This window comes from Sulfuricurvum sp., assembly GCF_028681615.1.
In the GTDB taxonomy this organism is placed as follows: domain Bacteria; phylum Campylobacterota; class Campylobacteria; order Campylobacterales; family Sulfurimonadaceae; genus Sulfuricurvum.
Map to the genome: position 1 here is coordinate 1 of NZ_JAQUHV010000010.1, position 24014 is coordinate 24014.

At 42.8% G+C, this 24014-nt stretch carries 20 protein-coding genes; 3 read left to right on the forward strand and 17 right to left on the reverse strand.

The annotated features are described in order from the left end of the window. Nucleotides 1–65 precede the first annotated feature (65 nt). The 10 genes from PHE37_RS09585 to mltG form a co-directional block, all read right to left on the reverse strand. The gene (locus PHE37_RS09585) at nt 66–920 is read right to left on the reverse strand and encodes a 2-oxoglutarate ferredoxin oxidoreductase subunit beta (RefSeq protein ID WP_299993373.1); all 855 of its coding nucleotides are present in this window, start codon (nt 918–920) and stop codon (nt 66–68) included. Then, nucleotides 920–2071: a 2-oxoglutarate synthase subunit alpha gene (locus PHE37_RS09590; RefSeq protein ID WP_299993374.1), complete on the reverse strand. Its 1152-nt coding sequence runs from the start codon at nt 2069–2071 to the stop codon at nt 920–922. The genes PHE37_RS09585 and PHE37_RS09590 overlap by 1 nt, the downstream gene beginning before the upstream one ends. After that, on the reverse strand, nt 2071–2400 hold the full coding sequence (locus PHE37_RS09595; RefSeq protein WP_299993376.1) for a 4Fe-4S dicluster domain-containing protein: 330 nt from the start codon (nt 2398–2400) through the stop codon (nt 2071–2073). Before PHE37_RS09595 ends, PHE37_RS09590 begins: the two co-directional genes overlap by 1 nt. Nucleotides 2401–2498: 98 nt before the next feature. Continuing rightward, complete coding sequence (locus tag PHE37_RS09600; RefSeq protein ID WP_299993378.1) at nt 2499–2801, reverse strand: heavy-metal-associated domain-containing protein; 303 nt, start codon at nt 2799–2801, stop codon at nt 2499–2501. After that, the gene (gene sucD, locus PHE37_RS09605; RefSeq protein ID WP_299993380.1) at nt 2801–3673 is read right to left on the reverse strand and encodes a succinate--CoA ligase subunit alpha; all 873 of its coding nucleotides are present in this window, start codon (nt 3671–3673) and stop codon (nt 2801–2803) included. Before sucD ends, PHE37_RS09600 begins: the two co-directional genes overlap by 1 nt. Before the next feature lie 3 nt (nt 3674–3676). Next, the gene (gene sucC, locus PHE37_RS09610; protein WP_299993383.1) at nt 3677–4846 is read right to left on the reverse strand and encodes an ADP-forming succinate--CoA ligase subunit beta; all 1170 of its coding nucleotides are present in this window, start codon (nt 4844–4846) and stop codon (nt 3677–3679) included. 19 nt (nt 4847–4865) lie between these two features. After that, a complete protein-coding gene (gene fumC, locus PHE37_RS09615; protein WP_299993385.1) occupies nt 4866–6257 on the reverse strand; it encodes a class II fumarate hydratase in 1392 nt (463 codons plus the stop codon). Further along, a complete protein-coding gene (gene mdh / locus PHE37_RS09620) occupies nt 6257–7216 on the reverse strand; it encodes a malate dehydrogenase (protein WP_299993387.1) in 960 nt (319 codons plus the stop codon). Before mdh ends, fumC begins: the two co-directional genes overlap by 1 nt. A gap of 134 nt (nt 7217–7350) precedes the next feature. Beyond that, entirely contained in the window at nt 7351–9546 is a 2196-nt protein-coding gene (locus tag PHE37_RS09625; protein ID WP_299993389.1) for an NADP-dependent isocitrate dehydrogenase, read from the reverse strand. A 101-nt stretch (nt 9547–9647) separates the two neighbouring features. After that, nucleotides 9648–10523, reverse strand: a complete 876-nt coding sequence (gene mltG, locus PHE37_RS09630; RefSeq protein ID WP_299993390.1) for an endolytic transglycosylase MltG — start codon at nt 10521–10523, stop codon at nt 9648–9650. Here mltG and PHE37_RS09635 point away from each other — a divergent pair. Continuing rightward, a complete protein-coding gene (locus tag PHE37_RS09635; RefSeq protein ID WP_299993392.1) occupies nt 10522–13719 on the forward strand; it encodes an AsmA-like C-terminal domain-containing protein in 3198 nt (1065 codons plus the stop codon). The two genes, mltG and PHE37_RS09635, sit on opposite strands and share 2 nt — an antisense overlap. Before the next feature lie 10 nt (nt 13720–13729). On the opposite strand, the gene PHE37_RS09640 is transcribed toward PHE37_RS09635, so the two are convergent. From PHE37_RS09640 to secA, 3 genes are read right to left on the reverse strand one after another with little or no spacing between them, the layout of a single operon-like run. After that, nucleotides 13730–14437, reverse strand: a complete 708-nt coding sequence (locus tag PHE37_RS09640) for a hypothetical protein (protein WP_299993394.1) — start codon at nt 14435–14437, stop codon at nt 13730–13732. A gap of 9 nt (nt 14438–14446) precedes the next feature. Further along, nucleotides 14447–15643 carry an ABC transporter permease gene (locus PHE37_RS09645; protein WP_299993395.1) on the reverse strand — a complete coding sequence of 399 codons (1197 nt, stop codon included), beginning with the start codon at nt 15641–15643 and terminating at the stop codon, nt 14447–14449. Next, nucleotides 15640–18207: a preprotein translocase subunit SecA gene (secA, locus tag PHE37_RS09650; RefSeq protein ID WP_299993396.1), complete on the reverse strand. Its 2568-nt coding sequence runs from the start codon at nt 18205–18207 to the stop codon at nt 15640–15642. Before secA ends, PHE37_RS09645 begins: the two co-directional genes overlap by 4 nt. A gap of 117 nt (nt 18208–18324) precedes the next feature. On the opposite strand from secA, the gene lolA reads away from it, so the two are divergent. Further along, nucleotides 18325–18843 (forward strand): LolA-like outer membrane lipoprotein chaperone, encoded by a 519-nt coding sequence (gene lolA / locus PHE37_RS09655; protein WP_299993398.1) that lies wholly within the window; start codon nt 18325–18327, stop codon nt 18841–18843. Nucleotides 18844–18847: 4 nt separating this feature from the next. Here lolA and PHE37_RS09660 read toward each other — a convergent pair whose 3' ends face one another. Next, nucleotides 18848–19762, reverse strand: a complete 915-nt coding sequence (locus PHE37_RS09660; protein ID WP_299993400.1) for a cation diffusion facilitator family transporter — start codon at nt 19760–19762, stop codon at nt 18848–18850. 144 nt (nt 19763–19906) lie between these two features. Here PHE37_RS09660 and PHE37_RS09665 point away from each other — a divergent pair, with 144 nt between their 5' ends. After that, complete coding sequence (locus PHE37_RS09665; RefSeq protein WP_299993402.1) at nt 19907–20587, forward strand: EF-hand domain-containing protein; 681 nt, start codon at nt 19907–19909, stop codon at nt 20585–20587. A 27-nt stretch (nt 20588–20614) separates the two neighbouring features. Here the strand turns inward: PHE37_RS09665 and PHE37_RS09670 are convergent, their stop codons facing one another. Genes PHE37_RS09670 through nhaD form a run of 3 tightly spaced genes read right to left on the reverse strand, consistent with a single transcriptional unit; the run spans nt 20615 to nt 24007 of the window. Continuing rightward, nucleotides 20615–21547: a mechanosensitive ion channel family protein gene (locus PHE37_RS09670; RefSeq protein ID WP_299993403.1), complete on the reverse strand. Its 933-nt coding sequence runs from the start codon at nt 21545–21547 to the stop codon at nt 20615–20617. A gap of 41 nt (nt 21548–21588) precedes the next feature. Beyond that, nucleotides 21589–22659 (reverse strand): hypothetical protein, encoded by a 1071-nt coding sequence (locus PHE37_RS09675; protein WP_299993404.1) that lies wholly within the window; start codon nt 22657–22659, stop codon nt 21589–21591. Between the two features lie 22 nt (nt 22660–22681). Continuing rightward, nucleotides 22682–24007 carry a sodium:proton antiporter NhaD gene (gene nhaD / locus PHE37_RS09680; protein WP_299993406.1) on the reverse strand — a complete coding sequence of 442 codons (1326 nt, stop codon included), beginning with the start codon at nt 24005–24007 and terminating at the stop codon, nt 22682–22684. Nucleotides 24008–24014 lie beyond the last annotated feature (7 nt).

The window sequence follows — 24014 nt, forward strand, 5'->3', positions numbered from 1 at the left end:
CCGGCAAGAAGAACCCCTTGTCCACCGACGCCTGTAAATCGTATCGTATGTCTCATGGTTTCTCCTTAGATTTTTTTCGCAAAATCGTCTTGCGTGATTTTTGCACGTTTACCTTGTGCCGCTTCGATTACCATGTCATAAAGATCACAGTATTCTGCTTGTTCAACTTCACGCAATACACCCGTAGGGAATTTATTCATTTGCTCTTCCGGTGACAAAGCTTCCCATTTTTTCAATGGAACGGTGATGCTGTCGATCCACTCAAGATTTTCCATTGCACTTGCCATTTTGTTTTTACGGCCAAGGTTGATATGGCAGTTAGACATAATGTCAAAGAATGAGAATCCTTTATGAGAGAACCCTTTTACAAAGATTTTTTCCAATTTTTTCGGATCAAGCATCGTTTCACGTGCTACGAATGACGCACCCGCACCGATCGCCAATTTACACGCATCGAAAGTTGGATCGATATTCCCGTTTTGTGCCGATACACACCACATACCTTGTGGAGTCGTCGGAGAAATTTGAGAATTGGTCAAACCGTAAATAAAGTTATTGATCAAGATAAAGTTCAAATCGATATTACGTCGGCATCCGTGAATTGTATGGTTACCACCGATCGCCAACCCGTCACCGTCACCGGCTACAACGATTACATTTGCATCAGGACGAGTCAATTTGATACCTGTAGCGTATGCAACCGTACGACCGTGTGTCGTATGAACCGTATTACAGTTGATGTATGAGCTGAAACGTCCAGAACAACCGATCCCCGATACGACACATACTTTGTCCATGTCCCATCCCATTTTTTCAATGGCACGGATACATGCTTTAAGAATAACACCATCACCACATCCCCAACACCAGAGTGTCGGCATTTTATCTACACGTAGATATTGATCATAATTGAAAGCCATTAGAACATCTCCTTAACTTTAGCTACCATTTCAAGTGGTGCAATCGGACGACCGTTTGCTTTGTGAAGTGTACCGAAGTCACTTCTACCCATTACACGTTCGATCTCTTTGAGGTATTGACCCATATTAAGCTCTGTTACAAAAATCTTGTCGAATTTTTGACCGATCTCTTTTAGCTTTTTAGCCGGACTTGGCCAGATAGTGATCGGGCGGAAAAGACCAGCTTTTATACCGTCATTGCGAAGTTTCATAACCGCTTCTTTCGCTCCGCGAGAGATACTTCCGTACGCGATCATACATACTTCGGCATCATCCATCATAAACTCTTCATAATCCGGTTGATCATCCAAACCGTCATTTTCAGCCGCTACTGTGTTGATTTTACCGACAAGACGTTCGATATTGAACTGGCATTGTGCCGCATCTTCGGTAGGGAAACCGGTTGGACCGTGGTGAAGACCTGTAACATGATAACGATATCCTTCGAACATCGGATTCAATACTGCCGGAGTGTTCATCGGAACATCGTACGGACGATAGTCTTCCGGTTTTCCATCAAAACGTTTACGATTTTTGATCGAAGCTTTGATTTCTTCTAAATCAGGAAGAACTGCTTTACCGTGCATATGTCCTACTGTTTCATCCAAAAGAACGAATACCGGAGTCATATACGTTTCAGCCAAATTGAATGCACGTACCGTTTGAGTATAACACTCTTCGAGTGAACCGGCACACAATGTGATTGACGCATAGTCACCGTGAGTCGGATATTGTGCTTGACCGATGTCGGCTTGAGATACACGTGTCGGAAGACCGGTTGAAGGACCACCACGCATAACGTTAACGATAACCAATGGAACTTCAGCGATGAAGCCCAAACCGATTTGTTCCGCTTTAAGTGAAATCCCCGGACCTGAAGTTGCCGTCATTGCTTTGGTACCCGCCATAGAAGCACCGAGCGCTACGGAAATACCGGCGATCTCATCTTCCATTTGGATAAATTTTCCACCGACAGTCGGCAAAAGATCAGACATCTCATGCATGACTTCAGATGACGGAGTAATCGGATATCCTCCGAAAAACATACACCCTGCATCAAAAGCACCGAGTGCTGATAATTCGTTACCTGTTGAAATTACTTCTCTTGCCATTATTTCACTCCTACTTGGTCTAAAGACATATACTTGTTAGCAATAATAGCGGCTTGACGCTCTTTTGCTTCGTCAGTAAGTTTTGCGAATTTATAATCGGCTTTGTCTGCAACATAAATTGCAAAGTCCGGACATGTAAGTTCACACTCATTACAGCCGATACAACTTTCGGGATGATCGATAGAGATCATAGCACCTAACGTTGATGTAGGCTCATAACGCATACCAAGTACACCTGATGGACATACTGATACACAAATATCACACGCTTTACAGTTATCGGTATTTACCCATACAGGGACATTACCGGGGTTGATCGTTTTAAACATCTGCTCTCCTACATTTTAGTTTGAACATCGCGGAAAACATTTCCGCGTCTACACTGGCCGATACGGCATCGAATCTACGCACTCAGGCGAAATTCACATTATTTTTTTGTCTCGTCATCCGCTGAAAATTTGCCTACTGCACATGAGACAAAACTCTTGAGCTTTAGAGCGGCATTATCCATAACACCCTCTTCCTCACCGTTTAGAGGATATCCGAGGCTTCTTAATATAGCCTTAAAGTGTGCTGATTGCGCCTCATCAAGAATATCTGCTGTTACTTTGCGAGGCTCGCACGAGAGGTCAACACTGACCTCTTCAAATCCACCCTCTTTGAGTGCTTTCGTAATCGTATTGGCACACCCGCCGCAACGAATATTGGCAACTTCAAAGACGGTGATCATTATTTTTTCATCACTTCGGCAAGTGCTTTACCGATATCTGCCGGAGAGACAACAACTCTTACGCCAGCCGCTTCAAGCGCCGCCATTTTTTCTGCTGCCGTACCTGCACCTCCGGAGATAATCGCCCCTGCATGTCCCATACGTTTACCGGCAGGTGCTGTTTGACCTGCGATAAACGCAACAACCGGTTTCGTGATGTGTTCTTTGATATACGCCGCGGCTTGGATTTCCAAATCACCGCCGATCTCACCGATCATAACGATTGCATGTGTTTCCGGATCTGCTTCAAACATCGGAAGGAGTTGTTTGTAGCTCAAACCGATGATCGGGTCACCGCCGATACCGACCGCTGTTGTAATACCGTATCCCTCTTTTACAACCTGATTTGCAGACTCATACGTCAACGTTCCCGATTTAGAGATCAAACCGACATTTCCTTTTTTGAAAATGAAGCCCGGCATAATACCGATTTTACACTCTTCTGCCGTAATGATACCCGGACAGTTCGGCCCGATTGTCATCATGTCTTTCTTAACCGCATACGCTTTTGCAAACATCATATCTTTAACCGGGGCACCCTCGGTAATGATGACCGCAAGGCTGATCCCGGCGTCAGCAGCTTCCATAACCGCATCGGAAACAAAAGCCGGCGGTACGAAGATCATAGAAACCGTCGCACCGGTAGCGGCTACCGCTTCGGCTACCGTATTGAATACCGGTTGACCGAGGTGTTCTTGTCCCCCTTTACCCGGTGTAACACCGCCGACGATTTTAGTACCGTATGCCATACATTGCTCTGCATGGAACGTCCCCTCTTTACCTGTAAACCCTTGAACGATTACTTTTGTATCTTTATTAACCAAAATAGACATTAATTACTCTCCCTTAGCTGCTGCAACGGCTTTGCGCGCACCGTCTGCAAGATCGGTTGCCGCTATGATATTCGCGATACCGGCATTGTTCAAAATTTCTGCCGCTTCGATAGCGTTAGTTCCGTCAAGTCGTACGATAACAGGCACATTGACGTTTGTGATTTTTGTTGCTTCGATGATCCCGTTGGCAACGCGGTCACAACGTACGATTCCACCGAAAATATTGACAAAAATCGCTTTTACGTTCGGATCTTTGAGAATAATATCAAACCCTTTGGCAACCGTTTCCGCACTTGCAGAACCGCCGACATCCAAGAAGTTAGCCGGTTTTCCGCCTTCATAGTTGATGGTATCCATTGTGCCCATCGCAAGACCGGCACCGTTAACCATACATCCGACATCACCGTCAAGCTTGATATAGCTAAGTCCGAATTTACCCGCTTCGATTTCAGTCGGTTCTTCTTCGCTCAAATCACGCATTTCATTGACTTGAGATTGACGATAAAGAGCATTGTTGTCAAAGCCCATTTTAGCATCCAGTGCCAAGAATTTACCGTCACCGGTTTTAACCAACGGATTGATTTCGATCATTTCGGCATCATGATCCATATATACTTTATAAAGTGCAGATGCAAATTTAATAAACGTATTGATCTCTTCAACCGGAAGACCCAAACCGAATGCCAATTTACGGCCGTGGAACGATTGGAAACCGGTCAACGGGTCGATAGACACTTTGATGATTTTTTCAGGAGTGTTATGTGCAACCTCTTCGATCGCCATACCGCCCTCTGTAGAAGCCATCATGATCGGCATTTCAAGTGCACGGTCAAGAAGGAGCCCAAGATAATACTCTTTTTTGATATCCGCACCCTCTTCGATGTAGACTTTTTGAACAAGTTTACCCTCAGGCCCTGTTTGGTGTGTTACCAGTTGCATACCCAAGATTTGAGAAGCCATTTCACGTACTTCAGAAGTTGAACGAGCCAGTTTAACACCGCCGCCTAAACCGCGTCCGCCTGCATGGATTTGAGCTTTGACAACCCAAATATTTCCACCGAGCTCTTGAGCCGCTTTAACAGCCTCATCGGGCGTAAATGCAATGTGACCACGCAGTGTCGGTACGTTGTACTTTTTGAATAATTCTTTTGCTTGATATTCGTGAATATTCATCAATTCCTCCTGTTTAAGTTTACGCTATAGGTCTTGTCATCTCTTCAGGGATGACATATTTATCAAACTCTTCAGCTGTAAGAAGACCGAGTTTTATCGCAGTCTCTTTCAGTGTCGAGTTTTCTTTGTGTGCTGTTTTGGCAATTTTTGCCGCATTTTCATATCCGATGTACGGATTCAACGCCGTAACCAACATCAATGAGTTATTCAAATACGCATTGATTTGTTCACGAACCGGCTCAATTCCGATTGCACAATTATCGTTAAACGATACAATCGAATCGGCCAACAATCTCACAGACTGTAAAAAGTTATACGCAATGACCGGTTTGAAGACATTCAATTCAAAGTTACCTTGACTTGCCGCGAAACCGATACACGCATCGTTACCCATTACTTGACACGCTACCATCGTAACCGCTTCGCTCTGAGTCGGATTGACTTTGCCCGGCATGATCGATGAACCCGGCTCGTTTTCCGGAATGGTGATCTCACCGATACCGCAACGAGGACCGGATGCTAGCCAACGAACGTCATTTGCAATTTTCATCATGTCTGCCGCAAGCGCTTTAAGGGCTCCGTGTGCAAAGACAAGGGCATCATGGCTTGTCAACGCATGGAATTTATTTGGAGCCGTCACAAATTTATGACCGGTAAGCTCCGTCAATTTTGCCGCTACACGTGTTCCTAACTCAGGGTGTGCATTAAGCCCAGTTCCGACCGCCGTACCGCCAAGGGCAAGTTCGCGAACCGATTCAAGAGAATCTTTCGCCATTTTTTCGCATTTGTTGAGCATCTCAACCCAGCCGCTGATCTCTTGACCCAGCGTAAGCGGTGTGGCATCTTGCAAATGGGTACGACCGATTTTAACGATGTCGCTAAATGCAACCGACTTGTTAATCAATGTGTTACGAAGATGGTCAATCGCAGGAAGCAAACGGGTCTCAACCGCGATTACTGCCGCTACGTGCAACGCTGTCGGGTAGGTATCGTTTGAACTTTGTGATTTATTGACATCATCATTCGGATGAACCAATTTTTGTGTACGGAAATCACCGCCAAGAATCTCAGTCGCACGACTTGCCAATACTTCGTTATTGTTCATATTGGACTGGGTGCCTGAACCGGTTTGCCATACGACAAGCGGATAATGCGCATCCAATTTTCCATCGAGCATCTCATCTGCCGCCTGAGCAATCGCATCCGCTTTCTCTTTAGAGAGCATTCCAAGATCGCAGTTAACAAGTGCAACCGCTTTTTTTAGAAGTGAAAAAGCTCTTGTAATCTCATACGGCATTTTTTCTTCGCCGATTTGGAAGTTTTCCAATGAACGCTGTGTTTGCGCCCCCCAATAGGTGTCATTCGGAACCCGAATTTCCCCCATTGTGTCTTTTTCTACGCGAAAGCCCATTATTCTGCTCCTTGAAAGAAATTGTTGGTATTAAGAGTATCGATCAATGTTTGTACCGACTTGCATGATGCAGCGAACATCTCTTTTTCTGCATCGTTCAATGTCACTTCGATAATTTTTTCGGCACCGTTGGCTCCCAGCATAACCGGGACCCCGCTCACAACATCATGGAATCCGTATTCACCTTCGAGATAGACGGCGCACGGGTGAATTTGTTTTGTATCTTTCAAAATCGCTTCAACCATAATTGCCGTTGCTTTAGCCGGTGCATAATAGGCCGAACCGGTTTGAAGAAGCGCTACGATTTCCGCTCCCCCTTTACGGGTACGTTGTACGATCTCTTCAATTTCATCATGCGTCAAAACATCCGAGAGGGGAACCCCGGCAACCGTCGAATAACGAGGTAACGGAACCATATCGTCACCATGTCCCCCCATAACGGATGCACGGATCTGACCTCCGCCGTAACCCAGTTTTTCCTGAATAAATGCCGCCATACGCGCACTGTCCAAAACACCTGCCATACCGATAACACGGCTGCGATCGAAGCCGCTTTCACGTAACGCGACATAAGTCATTGCATCCAACGGGTTGGAGACCATAATCACGATTGCATTCGGAGAGTATTGTGCAACGCCTTCGATGACTTCACGCGTTACTTTCGCATTAATCATCAATAGATCATCACGGCTCATGCCCGGCAAACGCGGGCTTCCTGCCGTAATTACGACTACATCGCAGTCCGTCATATCTGCCATTGTTTCGGCAACGCTTACCACTGAGTGACTACGTACCGCAGCAGCGGCTTGAGACATATCAAGTGCTTTACCTTTTGCAATTTCGATTTTGTTATCGCGTAAAATAATTTCATGGCAAGAGCCAAGCATAGCAAGTGAGTAGGCGATCGTTGATCCGACATTTCCAGCACCGACGATCCCGACACGTTTTCCTTTTACCATTTTCCTACTCCTTGTGTCATATCAGTATTCCCTTTTAGTAAAAGAGAAATAAAAGACGATTAATCGCCTTTTATCTATAGATCCTATCTACAGATAAAAAGCGATTGGGGAAATTCCCCAATCCATTGTTCGATTTAGATAGCGGCAATAATTGCGTTAAGTGTTGCACTTGGGCGCATTGCTTTTTCAGTTTTTGCGTTATCCGGGTGGAAATAACCGCCGATATCCTGTGCTTTTCCTTCTACTGAGAGAAGTTCTTCCATGATTTTAGCTTCATTTTCACTAAGAGCTTTAGCAACCGCAGCAAATCGACTTGCGAGTTCTGCATCTGTAGTTTGCTCAGCCAAAGCTTTTGCCCAATATTGAGCCAAGAAGAAATGGCTTGCTTTATTATCCGGTTCTCCCGCTTTTCGTGAAGGCTCTTTATTATTGTCAAGGTAAGCCGCATTCGCTTCATCAAGCGCTGCAGTCAATGCTGACAACTTGTTGCTTTTTTCTGTTTTGTTAATATGGCGCATCGCCTCTGCCAAAGCAAGGAATTCACCGAGTGAATCCCAGCGAAGGTGACCTTCATTCACAAATTGTTCAACGTGCTTCGGAGCCGATCCGCCTGCACCTGTTTCAAATAATCCGCCGCCTGCAAGCAATGGAACGATTGAAAGCATTTTAGCCGATGTACCAAGTTCCAAAATTGGGAACAAGTCAGTCAAATAGTCACGTAGTACGTTACCGGTTGCTGAAATAGTATTTTGTCCTGCACGAACACGTTTCAATGAAAACGCCATCGCTTTTTCAGGTGCCAAGATATGGTACTCAATATTTCCTTTATTAAATTCAGGAAGGTACTCATTCACTTTTTTAATGATGTTCGCATCATGTGCACGGTTTTCATCCAACCAGAACACTACCGGAACGTTTTCGATTTCTGCACGCTCTACCGCAAGACGTACCCAGTCTTTGATCGGGATATCTTTTGCACGAGACATACGCCAGATATCACCTTTCTCAACGTTGAACGTCATCAATACGCCACTGTCATCAGTAACGGTTACTACACCGTCTTCAGCAATTTCAAACGTTGTCGGGTGAGAACCGTATTCTTCCGCTTTTTGTGCCATCAAACCGACATTGGATACAGAACCCATCGTTGTAACGTCGAATTGACCGTTCTTTTTGCAATCCTCTATGATCTCAGAGTACATTGTTGCATAACAACGATCCGGAATCGTAACGACACATTGTTCTACTTTTCCTGCCGGATTCCACATTTTACCGCCGTCACGTACGACAACAGGAAGTGAAGCATCGATAATAACATCGTTTGATGCATGTAGGTTAGTGATCCCTTTATCAGAATCAACCATCGCCATAGCCGGTTGAGTCGGGTAAACCGCCATGATAGCCGCTTCGATTTCCGCTTTTTTATCCGAAGGCAATTTTGCCAATTTTTTGTAAAGATCACCAAGACCGAGATTCGGGTTAACACCGATCTCTTTGAAATCAGCCGCATATTTTTCAAATACGTCTTTGAAGAATACAGAAACAGCATGACCGAACATGATCGGATCACTTACTTTCATCATGGTCGCTTTGAGGTGAATCGACCAAAGAATATTTTTCTCTTTTGCTTCAGCGATAGAATCCGCCAAGAAAGAGCGAAGCGCTTTTGCGCTCATGAATGTACCGTCAAGAACTTCTTTGTCTTTTGCATCGATCTCTTTTAATGTTTTACCGTTAAGTGCAATCGTTACTTTGCCGTCACCGTTTTTGATGACTGATTGCTCATTCGCATAGAAATCACCGCTGTTCATGTGAGCAACACGAGTTTTTGAACCCTCATCCCATGCACGAAGTTTGTGAGGATTTTTCTTAGCAAAGTTTTTAACCGCAACCGCAGCACGGCGATCCGAGTTACCTTCACGAAGAACCGGATTAACGGCAGAGCCCAAACACGTTGCATAACGGGCAAAAATCTCTTTTTCTTCATCTGTTTTAGGCTCTTCCGGATAATTCGGAAGATCATAACCTTGTGATTGAAGTTCTTCAATACACGCTTTAAGCTGTGGAATTGAAGCTGAAATATTTGGAAGCTTAATGATAACGCCGTCAGGTTGAGTTGCAATAACACCTAATTCAGCGAGATTATCCGGAATGCGTTGAGCATCAGTCATTCTTTCCGGAAAGGTTGCGATAACACGACCTGCAAGTGAAATATCACTTGTGACAACTTCTACACCTGCTGCTTTTGTAAATGCGTTTACGATTGGAAGTAGCGAATATGTCGCTAAAGCCGGAGCTTCATCAATTACTGACCAAATGATTTTTGCCATCAGGTTCTCCTGTCATTATTTTTATACAAGCATCATAACACTACTGAGGGGGAGTTTTTCTATTTAAACTCCAAAAAAGGATAAAAAGTTGCAAATATGTTTCATTTTGTAGCATTTACTATGTTTTTATGGTGTGTAGAAAAGTAACTACTGTAAATATGCTCCCCATTTTTCCCTCTAACGAAATAGAGGTAATCGGTATGCGCCGGATTAAGTGCGGCATGGATGGCTTCTTTAGAGACATTACATACCGGATACAAAGGAATACCCTTGATTTTGTACGTATTATAGGGAGTTGTGTCCGTTCTTATCCGTTTTGCCGTAACTTTTTGATGGGAGTATTCACCGTAGTTTAATGAGCCGTCCATTTGGAGTCTCATCCCCTTTTGTATCCGATTATCAATAACCGAGCTAACAAACGGCATATCTTCTTCAGAAGCTGCCTCTTTTTGAATTACCGATGCTTTTGTTACAATTTGTAACCATTTATCTTTATCAAATGGGGTATGATACTCATCTGCCCAGCTTCTCATCTTCTTATCCGACTCGGCTAAAAGATGGACAATCAGTTTTTCTTCATCGGTATCGTTTGGAATACTATAGGTATCCGGAACAAAATTACCCTCTTTATAGAGTGCATGTTTATCATACGCCTTTTGCAAAAGGTTGACATCGAGTAAAAGCTGATCCGCAATCTGTTGCAAAAATACAACTGTCGTTTCACCGGGGATTAATGTAATTTCTCGTGTTGCCGCTTTTGCGGTAGTAAGTTGATAGAGATACTCAAAACGGCTCATTTTTTCTTCTTTGATATCAATCCACCCTTTTTGAGGAGCTCCCATCAAGCGTAAAATAAATGCATCTATAAAGTGAACATTTACCCCTTCAGACTGGAGGTGTGATATACTTTTAAAGACGGAACCTTGCGGAATATAAACAATTTTGGGTGATGTAACAGTAGAAAACAGGTAAGTCATGAAAGAAAAAATCATCACCAGTATTATCCCGAAAACCCATCGAAATATTGTTCTTTTTTTAGGCTTTACTTTTTTGATCGGTTTTTTCACGTTTATCGCTTTACTAGAAGGTATTAGAATTGATCACCTGACATTTAAAGGTGTCATAATTGAGCAATTATATCTCAAATGGAACAATGCACTACTGATTCGTGCCTCAAAAATAGACCTAAGTGCTCTCAAAAGTGATAATACCCCTATTACCTTAAAACCCCTCTCTAAACTCCCGCCGCTAGTGCGTAACATACAACGTTGGGTAGACCGGATCGACATTGATACTATTCAATATAAAAAGATCTATTCCTCTCTCCACTACCGCAAAGGCTCCAACGGAGAGTTTGTATTACAACATGGCCATTACACATGCCACGGTACCTATACTCTCGATGAAAAATCTTTTAATCTTTCACTCCCGCCTTGCCGTATCGATGATGCCAATATTTCTCTAACATTAAATATCGAACTGTTAAAACAGACGCTTACATCCAATCTCATCGTTAATTTGCCTGAAACTCCTACTCTACGTATTTCGGCATCAGGAGATACCGATACATTGAGCTTTAAAATGTTTGCGGATCAGGAGTTCAGCACTATTAAGCCGCTTGTAAAAGTATTTGACCTTGACCCTCAGGTACAGCCTTGGATTAGCGAATACGCGAAAGCCCGTTCGATTACCCTTCACCGTCTGGAAGGAAAATTTCATTATGACAAGCCTGACGAGCTGTTAGAGTCTCTCCGGGCTGAAGCAACGGTTGAGCAAGGAGAATACACGTTTGCACAAAGGTTTGAACCTATAAAAGCACCGCGTGTTGATCTCTCGTTCCATCACGGAAAACTCTATATTACCCCGATTCAAGGTATGTTCTATACACTGCCTACCGAACAAAGTTCACTTTTCATTGATTTTTCTACACAACACACGATGCTAACTACTCATATTAAAACCGCTCATGCAATGCTGAATGATCCGATCTTGTCTCTCTTGCATTTTTATCAAATCGATCTTCCGATAAAACAGACATCCGGTACCTGCGATGTCGACTTGAATCTCTCCGTCGATCTGCATACGCTGGATACTACCGCTCAGGGTGTATTTCGTCCTAGCGCATCGGATATTTTACTGGATCAAATTGCTCTAAGATCAGAAGGCGGAAGAGTCAATCTCAATAATACGCATGTCAGTTTTGAAAATTTTACGGCCCATTACGGAGATAACATCGCCGATGCCTTCGTAAAAGGAGACTATGACGCCTCTTCTGACCGTGGAATTGTCTCTATCAGTGCCTACGAAGTCTCTCCATTAACCAATAAACAGCATTTAAATCTCCGTCATCCGCTTAAAGTCAACTATATAATAACGCCTAAAGAAGATACTCTCGATATCGCTTCCTCCCAATGGAACATTCTCGGAAAACCGCTGAATATTGATGCATTTCATGCTCCATTTGACTATCATAACGCCCGCAGCACTCTAAAATCAGTTCATTTTAGTCTCGACAATACGATTCACGGAACAATCGATGCATTGTTGGACGGTTCTAACAAACAAACCGATATTCAAATACAACTCGACGACTTTAAACTAGGGGATGTTCAGCTCCAACAGACCCCTCTGAAATTTGGTCTGCACTATGATTATGACGGCATTGTACTCAACAGTAATAACGCTTCTGCGTGGTCCGTCCATCAACTCCCGCTGCTGGTTTCACCGTTTAGCGTATCCATGAACGGTGATGAGCTTATTTTTAAAGACATCGAAACCGTCTTAGGGGATCTATTAAAAGGTAAATTTAGCGGAAAATATCAGATAGGTACACAAAAAGGCTCTATTCTTATCACTGACATGATCCCCTTGAGTCCAAAAATATTCCCTATTCTGGATGCTCAAAAGTCGTTAAATCTGAATGTGGATGCATCCAAAGATGAAATTGTATTGGATGTTGATGCTTTGAAAGCCCGATTTACAACTATTCCGCACGGATGGAAAATGGCGCTGAGCGATATTTCACTCCTTTCCCAAAAATCTCCACTTCTTCGCAAATATAATATCGATAACGGCTATCTCAATCTCTTTTATTCACCTGAGAGCTCTCACTACAATTTTAACGGTTCGGTTATCTATCCATACCCTATTATGATGCTCAATGACAAACCTGTTACCCGCTATAACTTTAGCGGCGTCTATCATGAAGGTGAAACCAAACTTCGGATTAACGATCGGCTTGTCCTCACCCGCAACGGTGAAAAAATAGATATCACTGCCAAAAATGCCGGTATTAATATGCCTCAACTCTTCCGCTTTCTCTCAGAGCATCAACCTGAAGAGAGCCCTGGAATAGCGTCAGAAAGCAGAACTCAAAGTCATACGGATGAAACAACACTCCCCGTACAGATTCATGCTTCCAATACCTATCTTTATCTAATGAAGGGGCGTAAAATCGTTGCAGACAGTTTGGATGCTTCAGTGCATGATGACGATATGGATGCGACACTCGCACATATGGGCGGAACTGCAACGCTAAAAATACGCAACGGTCTGTTTATGATCAATGGAAATGGATTTAACGATACGTTTATGGAACACCTCTTCTTATTCAGTGATTTTACCGGAGGGAAGTTTTCGTTTCAGGCTAAAGGAGAAGCTGAGGCATTTGACGGGGTTATGAGAGTAGAGAACTCTATTTTGAAAGATTATAAGGTACTGAATAACGTATTGGCATTTATCAATACGGTACCGTCATTAGCAACATTTTCACTTCCAAATTACAATACAAAAGGTCTTCCGCTGAAAGAAGGGTATGCCCATTTTGATTATAATCGCGGTATTGTCCATGTCGACAATTTCACCCTTAATTCACCGGAGATGAAAATACTCGGAGACGGGAGTGCCGATTTGAAAACGCAGACATTAAAAGGAGAACTTACCCTTAAAACCGATCTTGGCTCGGTGTTAGGTAAAGTTCCGGTTGTAGGGTATATATTGCTTGGAAATGACGGTTCACTCTCTACTACCCTCACTATTAGCGGAAAACTCGATGATCCGAAAGTAGAGACGGCTATTGCAAAAGAGATTGTTACGGCACCGTTTAATATCCTGAAACGGACATTGGTTTATCCGTTTTTATGGATGATGCCGGATGAGAAGAAGAAAAAATAATTTTTTATGCTCAGCTAAAAAGCTGAATACTCCAAAAGACTAAAAAACCGGCAAACAACCAAAGCGTCGAGGAAGGTTTTTCCTCGATCACATGTGCCTCAACCAAGAGTTCATCGGTTACCAGATACAGCAATGCCGCCACACCGAAAGCGAGAATCGCACTGATCACACTTGTAGAAGCACCGGATAAAAGATAGTTCCCCAAGAGTGTACAACTCAGTACCACACCTGCAAGCATGAGTGTCATAAAAATAACACGCCACCCTTTAATCGTGTCCGATACGAGAGATAATCCGAGGAACAAAAGCTCAACCGATAAACCGAGCGCCAAAATCAATCCCGTACTGCCTCCGGCGGCAAATCCGGCACCGATAATAAAGCCATCCACTGCCACATCAATAAAAGTCGCCGCTATCAGACCGTAATTGAAAGCGTTATCACCCAAATGTTCCGTCTTTGCTTCTAAACGTATGCTCCACAGCTTCATAATATACATCAAAATACCGCCGATGCTAAAAGCACTGATCAATATCCATGCAGGTGCGTGTTCTCGCCCGATTTCCGGCAAAACTTCTACCGCCAAAGCGGCAAGAACGACCCCTGCAGCAAAATGCTGAATAAGACTGCGCGCATGATGGGAAGGGTTCCAAAAAATAGCCAGTAATCCTCCGAGTGAAGCGACAACAGCAGGAATAGCCATAGCAAGCCAAGGTGACATAAATATCCTTTATTCGTTTCTTAGTACAGTTAGAACATCCACTTCAGATGCTTTCTTCGCCGGATACCAGGCTGAGAGTAACACAATGATAAAAGCTCCGATTATGATCGAAAAGAAATCAACCACACTCAAATCAAGCGGCAACGTAGAGGTTGGATACACATCCGCAGGCAGAGAAATTATATCAAATGTTCCCAATACCCACATTCCTAAGAAGCCTAATATCGCGCCTGTCGTAATCCCTAATACACCGATAACGATTCCAAGGATTAAAAAGATTTTTTTCACCTCGTGTTTGGATGCTCCGAGTGAGATCAAAAGGGCAATTTCGCTGCGTCGATTCATCACAGTCATCAAAAGCGAAGAGATGATATTGATCGCGGCAATCAGAATAATCAACATTAAAACGATAAAGAGTGACATTTTCTCCATTTTGAGCGCAGCAAAAAAGTTACCGTTGTCTTCCCACCATCCGCGGATCGAAACAGTATCGGGCAGTACCTCTGCGATACGTTTGATGTCGGCTTCGGGATTTGGAGAGTGGATATGGATACCGTCATAAAGATTTGACGGAATACCCAAAATGCGCTGTAATGCATCCAAGGAAGTATAGGAGAAGCCTTTGTCATACGCACTAAGTCCCGAATTAAAACTCGAAACTACGGTAAAGCGTTTAATTTTAGGGGTCAATGCCAAACCGCCCGGCTCCATTTGGGTAAAGATATAGGTAAGTTTTTCTCCGTTCGTTAGCAGAAATTCTTCTTTTAGAGACTTCCCGACCATTACCTGAAACCCTTTTGGGACACCTTCTTTTAGCCCTTCTGCGACGATACGGTTTACTTTTGCTTCTTGGGAAAAATCGACACCGAACAAATATCCGCCCTCCATCTGATCGCCGCCACGGGAGAGGACAGCTGAAGTCACATAAGGGCTAAAAGATAAATCGGGAAATTTTTTGCGTAACTGATCAACCAATAAGGTATCGCATGTTGCGTAAAATTTGGGCTGAATAGTAAGAGGATAGTTCATAACGGTGAGTTTCTTTTTAAACTCATTGTCAAAACCGTTCATCAGTGCCATCGCGATGATGAGCACCATCACACCCAGTGCGATTCCGGAGAACGCCAAAAGTGCTGAGAGAAAAATAAAAGGCTGCTCTTTGTCAAAGCGCAAAAATCGTTTGACAAGATAAGAGACAATATTCAAGAGGCAAATACCCCTTTTTTCGGTCCGGATTTGCCGCAGCAGTTTTTGTATTTGAGACCGCTTCCGCAAGGGCAATCGTCATTTCGTGAGATCTTTTTCTCTTCATTCTCATGTTCCTGATGATTGAGGCTCATACGAAATGCTTCCTGCTTTTTTTCTAGTTCCATTTGACGGGCAAGTGCTTCGGCTTCTTCCTCAGCGCTGTCGACTCTGAATCGGATGACATGCAATGTTTTGATTGTATCGTATTTGATCGTCTCTACCAACTCGCTAAAGAGGTTAAAACTCTCTTTTTTGTATTCGACCAACGGATCTTTTTGGTTGTAGGCACGAAGACGGATACCTGTTTTCATGCTGTCCATTTGATAAAGGTGTTCACGCCATGCGGTATCAAGCGTTTTAAGATAAATTTCCCGCTCGATTTCGCTTCGAAGTTTGTCATCAACAACCGACATTTTTTCATCATACTCGGATTTCAAAGCATTCAAAAGTGTTGTTCGGATAGATTCGGCACTTTTCTCTGTAAAGATTGAACTATCGATGTCCGTATTGGTCTCTTCTCTAAACATCAATACAAGACGTTCCAAATCGATCTCATCTTCTGAAATTCCATCGTACACCCCGCACAATGTCAACGTACGATTGACATATTCACTGCGGATCAGATCGATTTTCTCAGCAATTGCATACGTTGGATTGAGCAATTCTCCGCGGAATTTATACACAATTTTACGTTGTTCGTTGGCAACATCATCATACTCAACGATGTTTTTACGCCCTTCAAAGTGCATATTTTCAACTTTTTTCTGCGCTTTTTCAACTGCTCGTGTGACCATGGTCGATTCGATGTATTCGCCATCTTCGACACCCAAGCGTTCCATAATCGATTTGATTTTGTCCGAACCGAAAATACGGAGTAAACTGTCTTCTAATGAGAGGTAAAACTGACTCGTTCCCGGATCACCCTGACGTCCTGAACGTCCGCGAAGCTGATTGTCGATACGGCGGTTTTCATGTCGTTCGGTTCCGAGGATATAAAGACCTCCGAGCGCTTTTATCTCATCACTGACTTTAATGTCTACCCCACGTCCCGCCATGTTGGTCGCGATGGTAACGGCCCCTTTTTCACCGGCACTTTTAATGATCTCAGATTCTTGAGTATGGTTTTTTGCATTAAGAACGGTATGAGGAATTTTTTCTTTTTTGATCAATTCATGCAATTTTTCTGATTTTTCAATTGATGCCGTACCGATCAATACCGGCTGTCCTTTAGAATGCAGTTCTTTGACTTTTTTGATGACTGCATCAAATTTTTCCGCTTCCGTTTTGTAAATCAAGTCATTCAAGTCTTGACGAATAACAGGTACGTTGGTCGGGATTGAGATAACATCTAGATTGTAGATTTGGGCAAATTCAGTTGCTTCAGTTTGTGCCGTACCGGTCATACCGCCAATTTTTGCGTACATTCTGAAATAGTTTTGGTAGGTAATATCCGCAAGAGTCTGAGTCTCTTCTTTGATAATAACCCCCTCTTTTGCTTCCAAAGCCTGATGCAGTCCCTCTGAGTAACGACGTCCTTCAGATAGACGTCCCGTAAACTCATCGACGATTACGATTTGTCCGTCTTGGATAACATAATCGACATCGATTTCAAAAATATAGTTCGCTTTCAGCGCTTGATCGAGGTGATGTGAAAGTGCTGAGTTTTCAATGCTGTAGAGGTTATCGACTCCGAATAGCTCTTCGGCGCGTCCAATCCCCTCCTCGGTGATCAAAATGAGGCGATCTTTCTCATCCACCGTAAAATGTTCATCTTTGACCAAAGCTTTAGCAACAGCATCGGCACGGGTATAGTTCTCTAACGTACGGTTAGTCGGACCGGAGATAATTAGCGGTGTACGTGCTTCATCGATCAAAATTGAGTCAACCTCATCGACAATAACATAGGCATGACCGCGTTGAACCATATGCTCGCGCGTATAGGTCATATTGTCACGAAGATAATCAAATCCGAACTCATTATTCGTACCGTAAGTGATGTCGCAAGCATATTGATCACGTTTGTTTGTCGGATTGTATCCCTCTTCAACCAATATCCCGGTTGAATACCCTAAAAAGGAATAAAGTGCAGACATCTGCGTTCCGTCACGGGATGCGAGATAATCATTGACCGTGACGACATGAACCCCTCTGCCGCTCATTGCATTGAGTGCAACCGCTAATGTTGCAACGAGGGTTTTCCCCTCCCCTGTTTTCATCTCAGCGATTCGTCCTTCATGCAAAACCATACCGCCGATAAGCTGAACGTCAAAATGACGCATTCCTAAAACACGCTTACTCGCTTCACGCGTAATTGCAAACGAATCGACCAGAACATCGTCCATACTCTTGGTACCATTTTGTACCGACTCTTTGAGAATATGAAATGCCTGCTGTAACTCTTCATCACTCATAGCACTAAAATAAGATTCACGGGCGTTGATCGCCTCTACATTTTTACGATATTTTTTGACTTCTCGATCGTTTTTGGTACCGAAAATTTTTCCGACAAGCGATTGGAGCATTAAAAGCCTTCATTATGAACAGTATTGAAAAAGTCGCAGATTTTAACATACGAAATCTATTGTTTTGGTTAATGAGCATAGGGTATAATGTCAAAATCAACTAATCAAGGAATTTATGTGCGTTTTTTTCCCCTGTTTTTTTTACTTACACTAACCGTTTTTGCTTCGCCGAAAGAACTGAACTCGTTTAACGCTAAATTTGTCCAGACCATTATCGATGACAACGGGAAAAAAATAATCTACCATGGTGAGCTGTGGGCAGACAAACCGCAAAACGCATTATGGGTTTATCAAAAACCGATCCAAAAAAGTGTTTATATTAACGGTCAAAAAATCACCGTTATTGAACCGCAAATCGAACAAGTGACAATTCGCAGTCTCGATGACGAAATCGATTTTTTACAAATTATCCAAAAAGCAAAAAAGATAGATGAAAACCGATACTCCGCAACCGTCAAAGGACAGACGTATAGCGTTGTATTCAAAAATGATCTGCTTACCTCTATCAGTTATAAAGACGGGTATGACAACAGTGTTGCAATTGTGTTTAATAACCCGGTTCAGAACAAACCGATCGAATCCGGCCGATTCAAACCGGTCATACCTGCAGATTTTGATATTCTCAGAGATCGCTAACGTGTTAATGGTGTATGCATCGCTCTAATACCTGTTCCCGCCCCTCTTTACCGATCTCACATTGAAACGTTGTATGGTTGATCCCTATCTCTTCGAGAGCATGTGTGAGATCATGCAGTATGCTATTGGTTGCACTCAGCGTCAAGTCTTCGCAAAAGTTGAGACGAGCTTCGAGGAATACTGTTTCATCGTCCAACTGCCATAAATGAATATGGTGAATGCTTTCAATCGTGTTGAACATTCTGACTTTTTCTACAATCGCATCTACAGAAATATGTTCCGGTGAAAACTGCATCAACATACTGCCTGATTCACGAACGATTCCATACGAGGAGCGGATGAGATAAAATGAGATGAGTAAGGATAAAAGAGGATCTATCCAATACCATCCGTAAAAGTAGATCATCGCTCCGCCAGCCAATACGGCAAACGACGTCATCAGATCTCCCATCAAATGCAAATAAGCGGACCGGATGTTTAGGTTATGACCGGCATCCCGGTGCAACAACCATGCAGAGAGACCGTTCACGGCAATCCCCAATGCAGCCAGTGCCATGACCCATGTCGAATCGATTGCCTGCGGAGCTAAAAATCGGTGAATGGATTCGATAATCAGATAGAGTGATACCGCGATCAGAACCGAAGCATTAAACAACGCTGCAAGGATTTCGGCACGTTTAAATCCGAATGTTTGACGGATATTTTGGGGACGATGCGACAAGCGGTGGGCATAATAGCTGATGATGAGACTCATCACATCGCTAAAGTTATGCAGGGCATCACTGAGAAGTGCCAATGAACCCGATAGTATCCCCCCGATAAATTGTGCTGCGGTGATTACTACGTTAAGCAGTACACTAAAAAGGAGTTTGCCTCCACTGATATCACTGTCGTGATGATGGTGATGATGATGGTCCATTAATATCTGCCAGAATTGAAATTGAGAAACTTTATCGTAAATAACTTTAAAGCGGTTGGATGTTACCCATTAGTTACTGTTTCAAAATTATTCTTACACTCGAGTAAGATTTTTTTTCTTGCTACACCCGACAAGGAGTATGCCATGACCGTTAGTTCCAACTACAGCAATGCGTATTCGTCTTACACTTCTTCCGCAATATCCTCTTCTCAACAATCGAACAAACCGAGTTTTGAGGATTTGGCAAAAGAGTTACTGACTTCGATGGACACCAATAACAACGGATCGATCGATTCAGCCGAATTTAGTGCGGCGGCACAAGCGCTTGCAGCCACTTCAAGCAGCAGCGACAGTTCTTCAAGCAGCAGTTCTACTGCAAGCAATTCATCCGTCACAGATGCTTTTAACGCACTCGACACCAATAGTGACGGCACTTTGAGCACCGATGAACTCATGGCCGCACTACAAAATACAAAGCCTAAAGGGCACGAAGGCGGTATGCCGCCACCTCCGCCACCGAGCGATTCATCCTCAACTGCATCGAGCACTTCAAGCAGCAGTGAGATTTTTGATGCAATGGATACAAATCAAGATGGAAACGTCAGTGTTGATGAATTACTGGCTGCATTAGGAAATTCAAAAACAGATTCGTCCACTAAAAATGGCACATCTTCTGCAACGGATTCTTCTACTGCGTCATCAACGACTCAATCCAGTACTTCATCTCAAAAATTGAGTGATCTTATGCTCAAAAACATTCTCTCCTACTACGGTAATAATGCCTCTTCAACCGATACAACTTCGCTTCTAAGTATCAGTGCGTAATGAGTACATGCCCATTTTGGGCATGCCTCAAATTTTAGTATTCTCCGGAATGTTCTCTGAATGAATATGAAGCTTTGGAAATGAGACAATTTCAGACGTTTGCGATGCCATTTGTATTTTTCCTTCGCTTTTTTCTGCTTCCACTAAAAAACGGGTAAATAGCTGATCTCGGGTAGAACGTCGTTTTTTGAAATCGACTACATAACGTAACGTGAATTCAATCCAGTTATCGGTAGCCGCAATCGTTACCATCGGCTCGATTGTCGCATATTCAACTGCATAAAGTTTTGATAAGTTATGCCAACTTTCACGAACGGACTCTGTAAAATCACCGACAACATCGTTGGCGATATTCATTAATGTAAGTCGCGTGTATTCAACAGAACTTCCGTATCGAATCGGAAGTATAATTTCATCCCATAAAAAAGGAAACTCTCCCGAATAATTATAGACAGGGTCCTTGAAAATAAAACTGTTCGTTACCCGAACGATCCTTCCGTTGTACAGATCACTATTGACCCATGCTCCGCACTCCATTAGCGTAGTACGCAAAATCCCTATGTCAATGACATCGCCGTAAATGGATCCGATTTTAATCCGGTCTCCGACACGATAAAAAGATGAAAAGGTAATCGCGAGCCATCCTGCAATACTGATGATCACTTCTTGAAGGGCAAACGCTATCCCCCCTGCAATCACCCCAATCGCTACTGCAAATCCACTCATATCCTTTTTAAAGGTTGCAATGACAATCACTGTAAAAATCAAATAAGCGATAAGGGTAACGGCTTTTCGCATTCGATACCGTGTTGTACTTTCGTCGACTAACGTGTTAATACGGGATTTGAGAATATAAACCATACCCATAATCATGAAAAAAGCAAGTAATACAACGGATAATTTTACAATCAAAGGATAAAGCCCTATCCACTGACTCCATTTTTGCAGAATGTCATTCATCTTTACCCTTTTAAGTCAAGAATACTATTTCATCAACTCATTTAGATTATATCATTTACATTGACTCTGTTAATAGGTGTAATTTCCGGCAAAGTAAGATGAAATAAATGATTTTTTTCTTTAAACAACTGCGGAAGTCGAGAGCTTATTTGATCGGTATTGAAACGATAGCTAAGGCCGAATTGACATATATTTTGATTCATATCCATACTATTGTAGTGCCGTTCCGCCGACAAAAAGGCTTTCATGGAATCTTTAAAATTATGCGTATACTTTATTCCGGCAACTTTATTGTTGACCATGTCATTACTGGAATATAAACTCATTTGAGTATAGTCATTCTCCCGATATTTCAACTCCAAACGATTCGAACCCATAAAGGTTGTCTCTTCTTTATTATAATTCATAGCAAAGATCGCTTTTAATTTCGGTGATAGCCTCAATACGGCTGCCATTTCGGTAGAAATTTTCCTATTTTTTTGTATATATTCCTCAAAATTATTATCTGAGATCAAACCTGTATTTTTTCCTTCTACATCATAATAAACGAAAGAAGTTTGAATCTCTTGCAACGGAAATTCTTCATCAAAAAGGTCATATGAATACTCGGCGCCTACCGTTTTCTGAGCTGATCTGACATACGGATCCAAAAATCTTGTCAAATAGGCACCGGAGAGTTTGATTTGACCTTCTTGAAGCTTAAGATTTTGAGAGACGACAAATTTGTCCATAGTCGGTGATTCAGCTGCACCGATATACGTCCCCATAGTGCCTCCGGGATAAAGGGCCTTGAAATCAACATTAAAAACAGAGCTGTCTTCTACTTGGTGCAGTGTGCTGTTGGACCCGATGTTTATGCTGAACCATTGATTGTTAGTATAAACGAATTGGGTCGAGATATTGTTTTCGCGCGGTGCTATGGATAAATTTTGAATGATGTCGCTGTCATGCTTGATAAAATTGATCCCTTTTTCATTCGCAACGACCGTAGAAGAGTCACTCAACGAATCGGATCGGGCATTCTGAGATGTTAAAAAAAACAACACTAAAACAGGATAGGCAAAAAAACGCGTTATCCACGAAAAAGAGACTGTCATTGTTGCTTTTTTCATATTACAAACTTATTCCAAAAAATTAATTGAACCCTAAAACGATAAATTGAAGATACCATATTCCAATCGAAACAGTATACCCGATTAATACCGTCCAAGCCAATTTCATGTGGGATGAAAACGTATAAATTCCGTGCATCCGTCCCATCACCCCTACGCCTGCGGCACTTCCGAAACTGATAAGCGATCCTCCGACACCTGCTGTCAGCGTCAAAAGCATCCATTGGGTATAGTCGATCTGAGGGTTAGCTTTCAATACCGCTGACATGACCGGAACGTTATCGATAATAGCTGAAACAAACCCGACTCCGATATTGACGAGGGTGGGATCGATAACATCATAGAGTTTGCTAATGTATTCCAAAAATCCTGCGAAATAGAGTGCTCCGACGGCAGCCAATATCCCAAAGAAAAAGAGAAGCGTATTGTTCTCGATTCTGCTGATCGATTTAAAGATATTGACATCTTGTTTGTGCCGACGTTTTAACGTGTACGTATACAATTGTAAAATGGAAAGACCAAAAAGCATTCCCCACATCGGAGGAAGATGCATTACCTGTTTAGAGATGACCGACATTGCAATCGTTGCAATTCCGATGACTATAATGACCTTTCCCCCTTTGAGGATTTCAATGCTTTCAGCCGTTTTAGTATCACCCTCTTTATTCGGGTCTTCGTTAGGAATATAGCGGTAAAGAAGATAAGCCGTTACAAGCCAGCCCAAAAACGAAGCCGGAAAAAGATAGAGAAAATCACTGAATTCCCCTTTTTGTGCCGTCCACGCCATAAGAGTCGTAATGTCTCCAAACGGACTCCATGCACCTCCGGCATTCGATGCCACAACGACATTAATCGCACTGGGGACTAAAAAGGCCTTATTTTCTTTTTCAATCGTGATCAATACGGTTGAGAGGATCAAAGCTGTCGTCAGGTTGTCGGCAATCGGAGAGATGAAGAAAGCAAGAACACCCGTAATCCAAAACAATTGACGGTAACTGTACCCTTTTGCGATCAGTTTTCCTTTGAGGGCATTGAAAACACCTCTCTCAATCAACGCTTCAACAAACGTCATTGCGACGTACAAGAAAAAGAAAATCTGCGCGATTTCATAAACAAGATGGGTTATCTCATAGTGAAAAGCCTCAAAATCCAAACCGAAAACCGCATAATATCCTCCGATGAGGATATAGAGAAAGGTCCCCATAAAGAGTGCGGGCTTAGCCTTATCTATGTGATATTTTTCTTCCATCGCAATGAAGTAATATCCGATGATGAAAATAAGCAGCAGCATCCATCCGAAAGGATGGACTGAAAGATCAATGCCGTCTAACTGCATATCCGATGTCATGATCTTC

Bases quoted from the DNA above. Each gene is read 5' to 3' on its own strand.
- PHE37_RS09585 (WP_299993373.1), bottom strand. From the start codon at position 920: ATGGCTTTCAATTATGATCAATATCTACGTGTAGATAAAATGCCGACA.
- PHE37_RS09590 (WP_299993374.1), bottom strand. From the start codon at position 2,071: ATGGCAAGAGAAGTAATTTCAACAGGTAACGAATTATCAGCACTCGGT.
- PHE37_RS09595 (WP_299993376.1), bottom strand. From the start codon at position 2,400: ATGTTTAAAACGATCAACCCCGGTAATGTCCCTGTATGGGTAAATACC.
- PHE37_RS09600 (WP_299993378.1), bottom strand. From the start codon at position 2,801: ATGATCACCGTCTTTGAAGTTGCCAATATTCGTTGCGGCGGGTGTGCC.
- sucD (WP_299993380.1), bottom strand. From the start codon at position 3,673: ATGTCTATTTTGGTTAATAAAGATACAAAAGTAATCGTTCAAGGGTTT.
- sucC (WP_299993383.1), bottom strand. From the start codon at position 4,846: ATGAATATTCACGAATATCAAGCAAAAGAATTATTCAAAAAGTACAAC.
- fumC (WP_299993385.1), bottom strand. From the start codon at position 6,257: ATGGGCTTTCGCGTAGAAAAAGACACAATGGGGGAAATTCGGGTTCCG.
- mdh (WP_299993387.1), bottom strand. From the start codon at position 7,216: ATGGTAAAAGGAAAACGTGTCGGGATCGTCGGTGCTGGAAATGTCGGA.
- PHE37_RS09625 (WP_299993389.1), bottom strand. From the start codon at position 9,546: ATGGCAAAAATCATTTGGTCAGTAATTGATGAAGCTCCGGCTTTAGCG.
- PHE37_RS09635 (WP_299993392.1), top strand. From the start codon at position 10,522: ATGAAAGAAAAAATCATCACCAGTATTATCCCGAAAACCCATCGAAAT.
- mltG (WP_299993390.1), bottom strand. From the start codon at position 10,523: ATGACTTACCTGTTTTCTACTGTTACATCACCCAAAATTGTTTATATT.
- PHE37_RS09640 (WP_299993394.1), bottom strand. From the start codon at position 14,437: ATGTCACCTTGGCTTGCTATGGCTATTCCTGCTGTTGTCGCTTCACTC.
- secA (WP_299993396.1), bottom strand. From the start codon at position 18,207: ATGCTCCAATCGCTTGTCGGAAAAATTTTCGGTACCAAAAACGATCGA.
- PHE37_RS09660 (WP_299993400.1), bottom strand. From the start codon at position 19,762: ATGGACCATCATCATCACCATCATCACGACAGTGATATCAGTGGAGGC.
- PHE37_RS09665 (WP_299993402.1), top strand. From the start codon at position 19,907: ATGACCGTTAGTTCCAACTACAGCAATGCGTATTCGTCTTACACTTCT.
- PHE37_RS09670 (WP_299993403.1), bottom strand. From the start codon at position 21,547: ATGAATGACATTCTGCAAAAATGGAGTCAGTGGATAGGGCTTTATCCT.
- PHE37_RS09675 (WP_299993404.1), bottom strand. From the start codon at position 22,659: ATGAAAAAAGCAACAATGACAGTCTCTTTTTCGTGGATAACGCGTTTT.
- nhaD (WP_299993406.1), bottom strand. From the start codon at position 24,007: ATGACATCGGATATGCAGTTAGACGGCATTGATCTTTCAGTCCATCCT.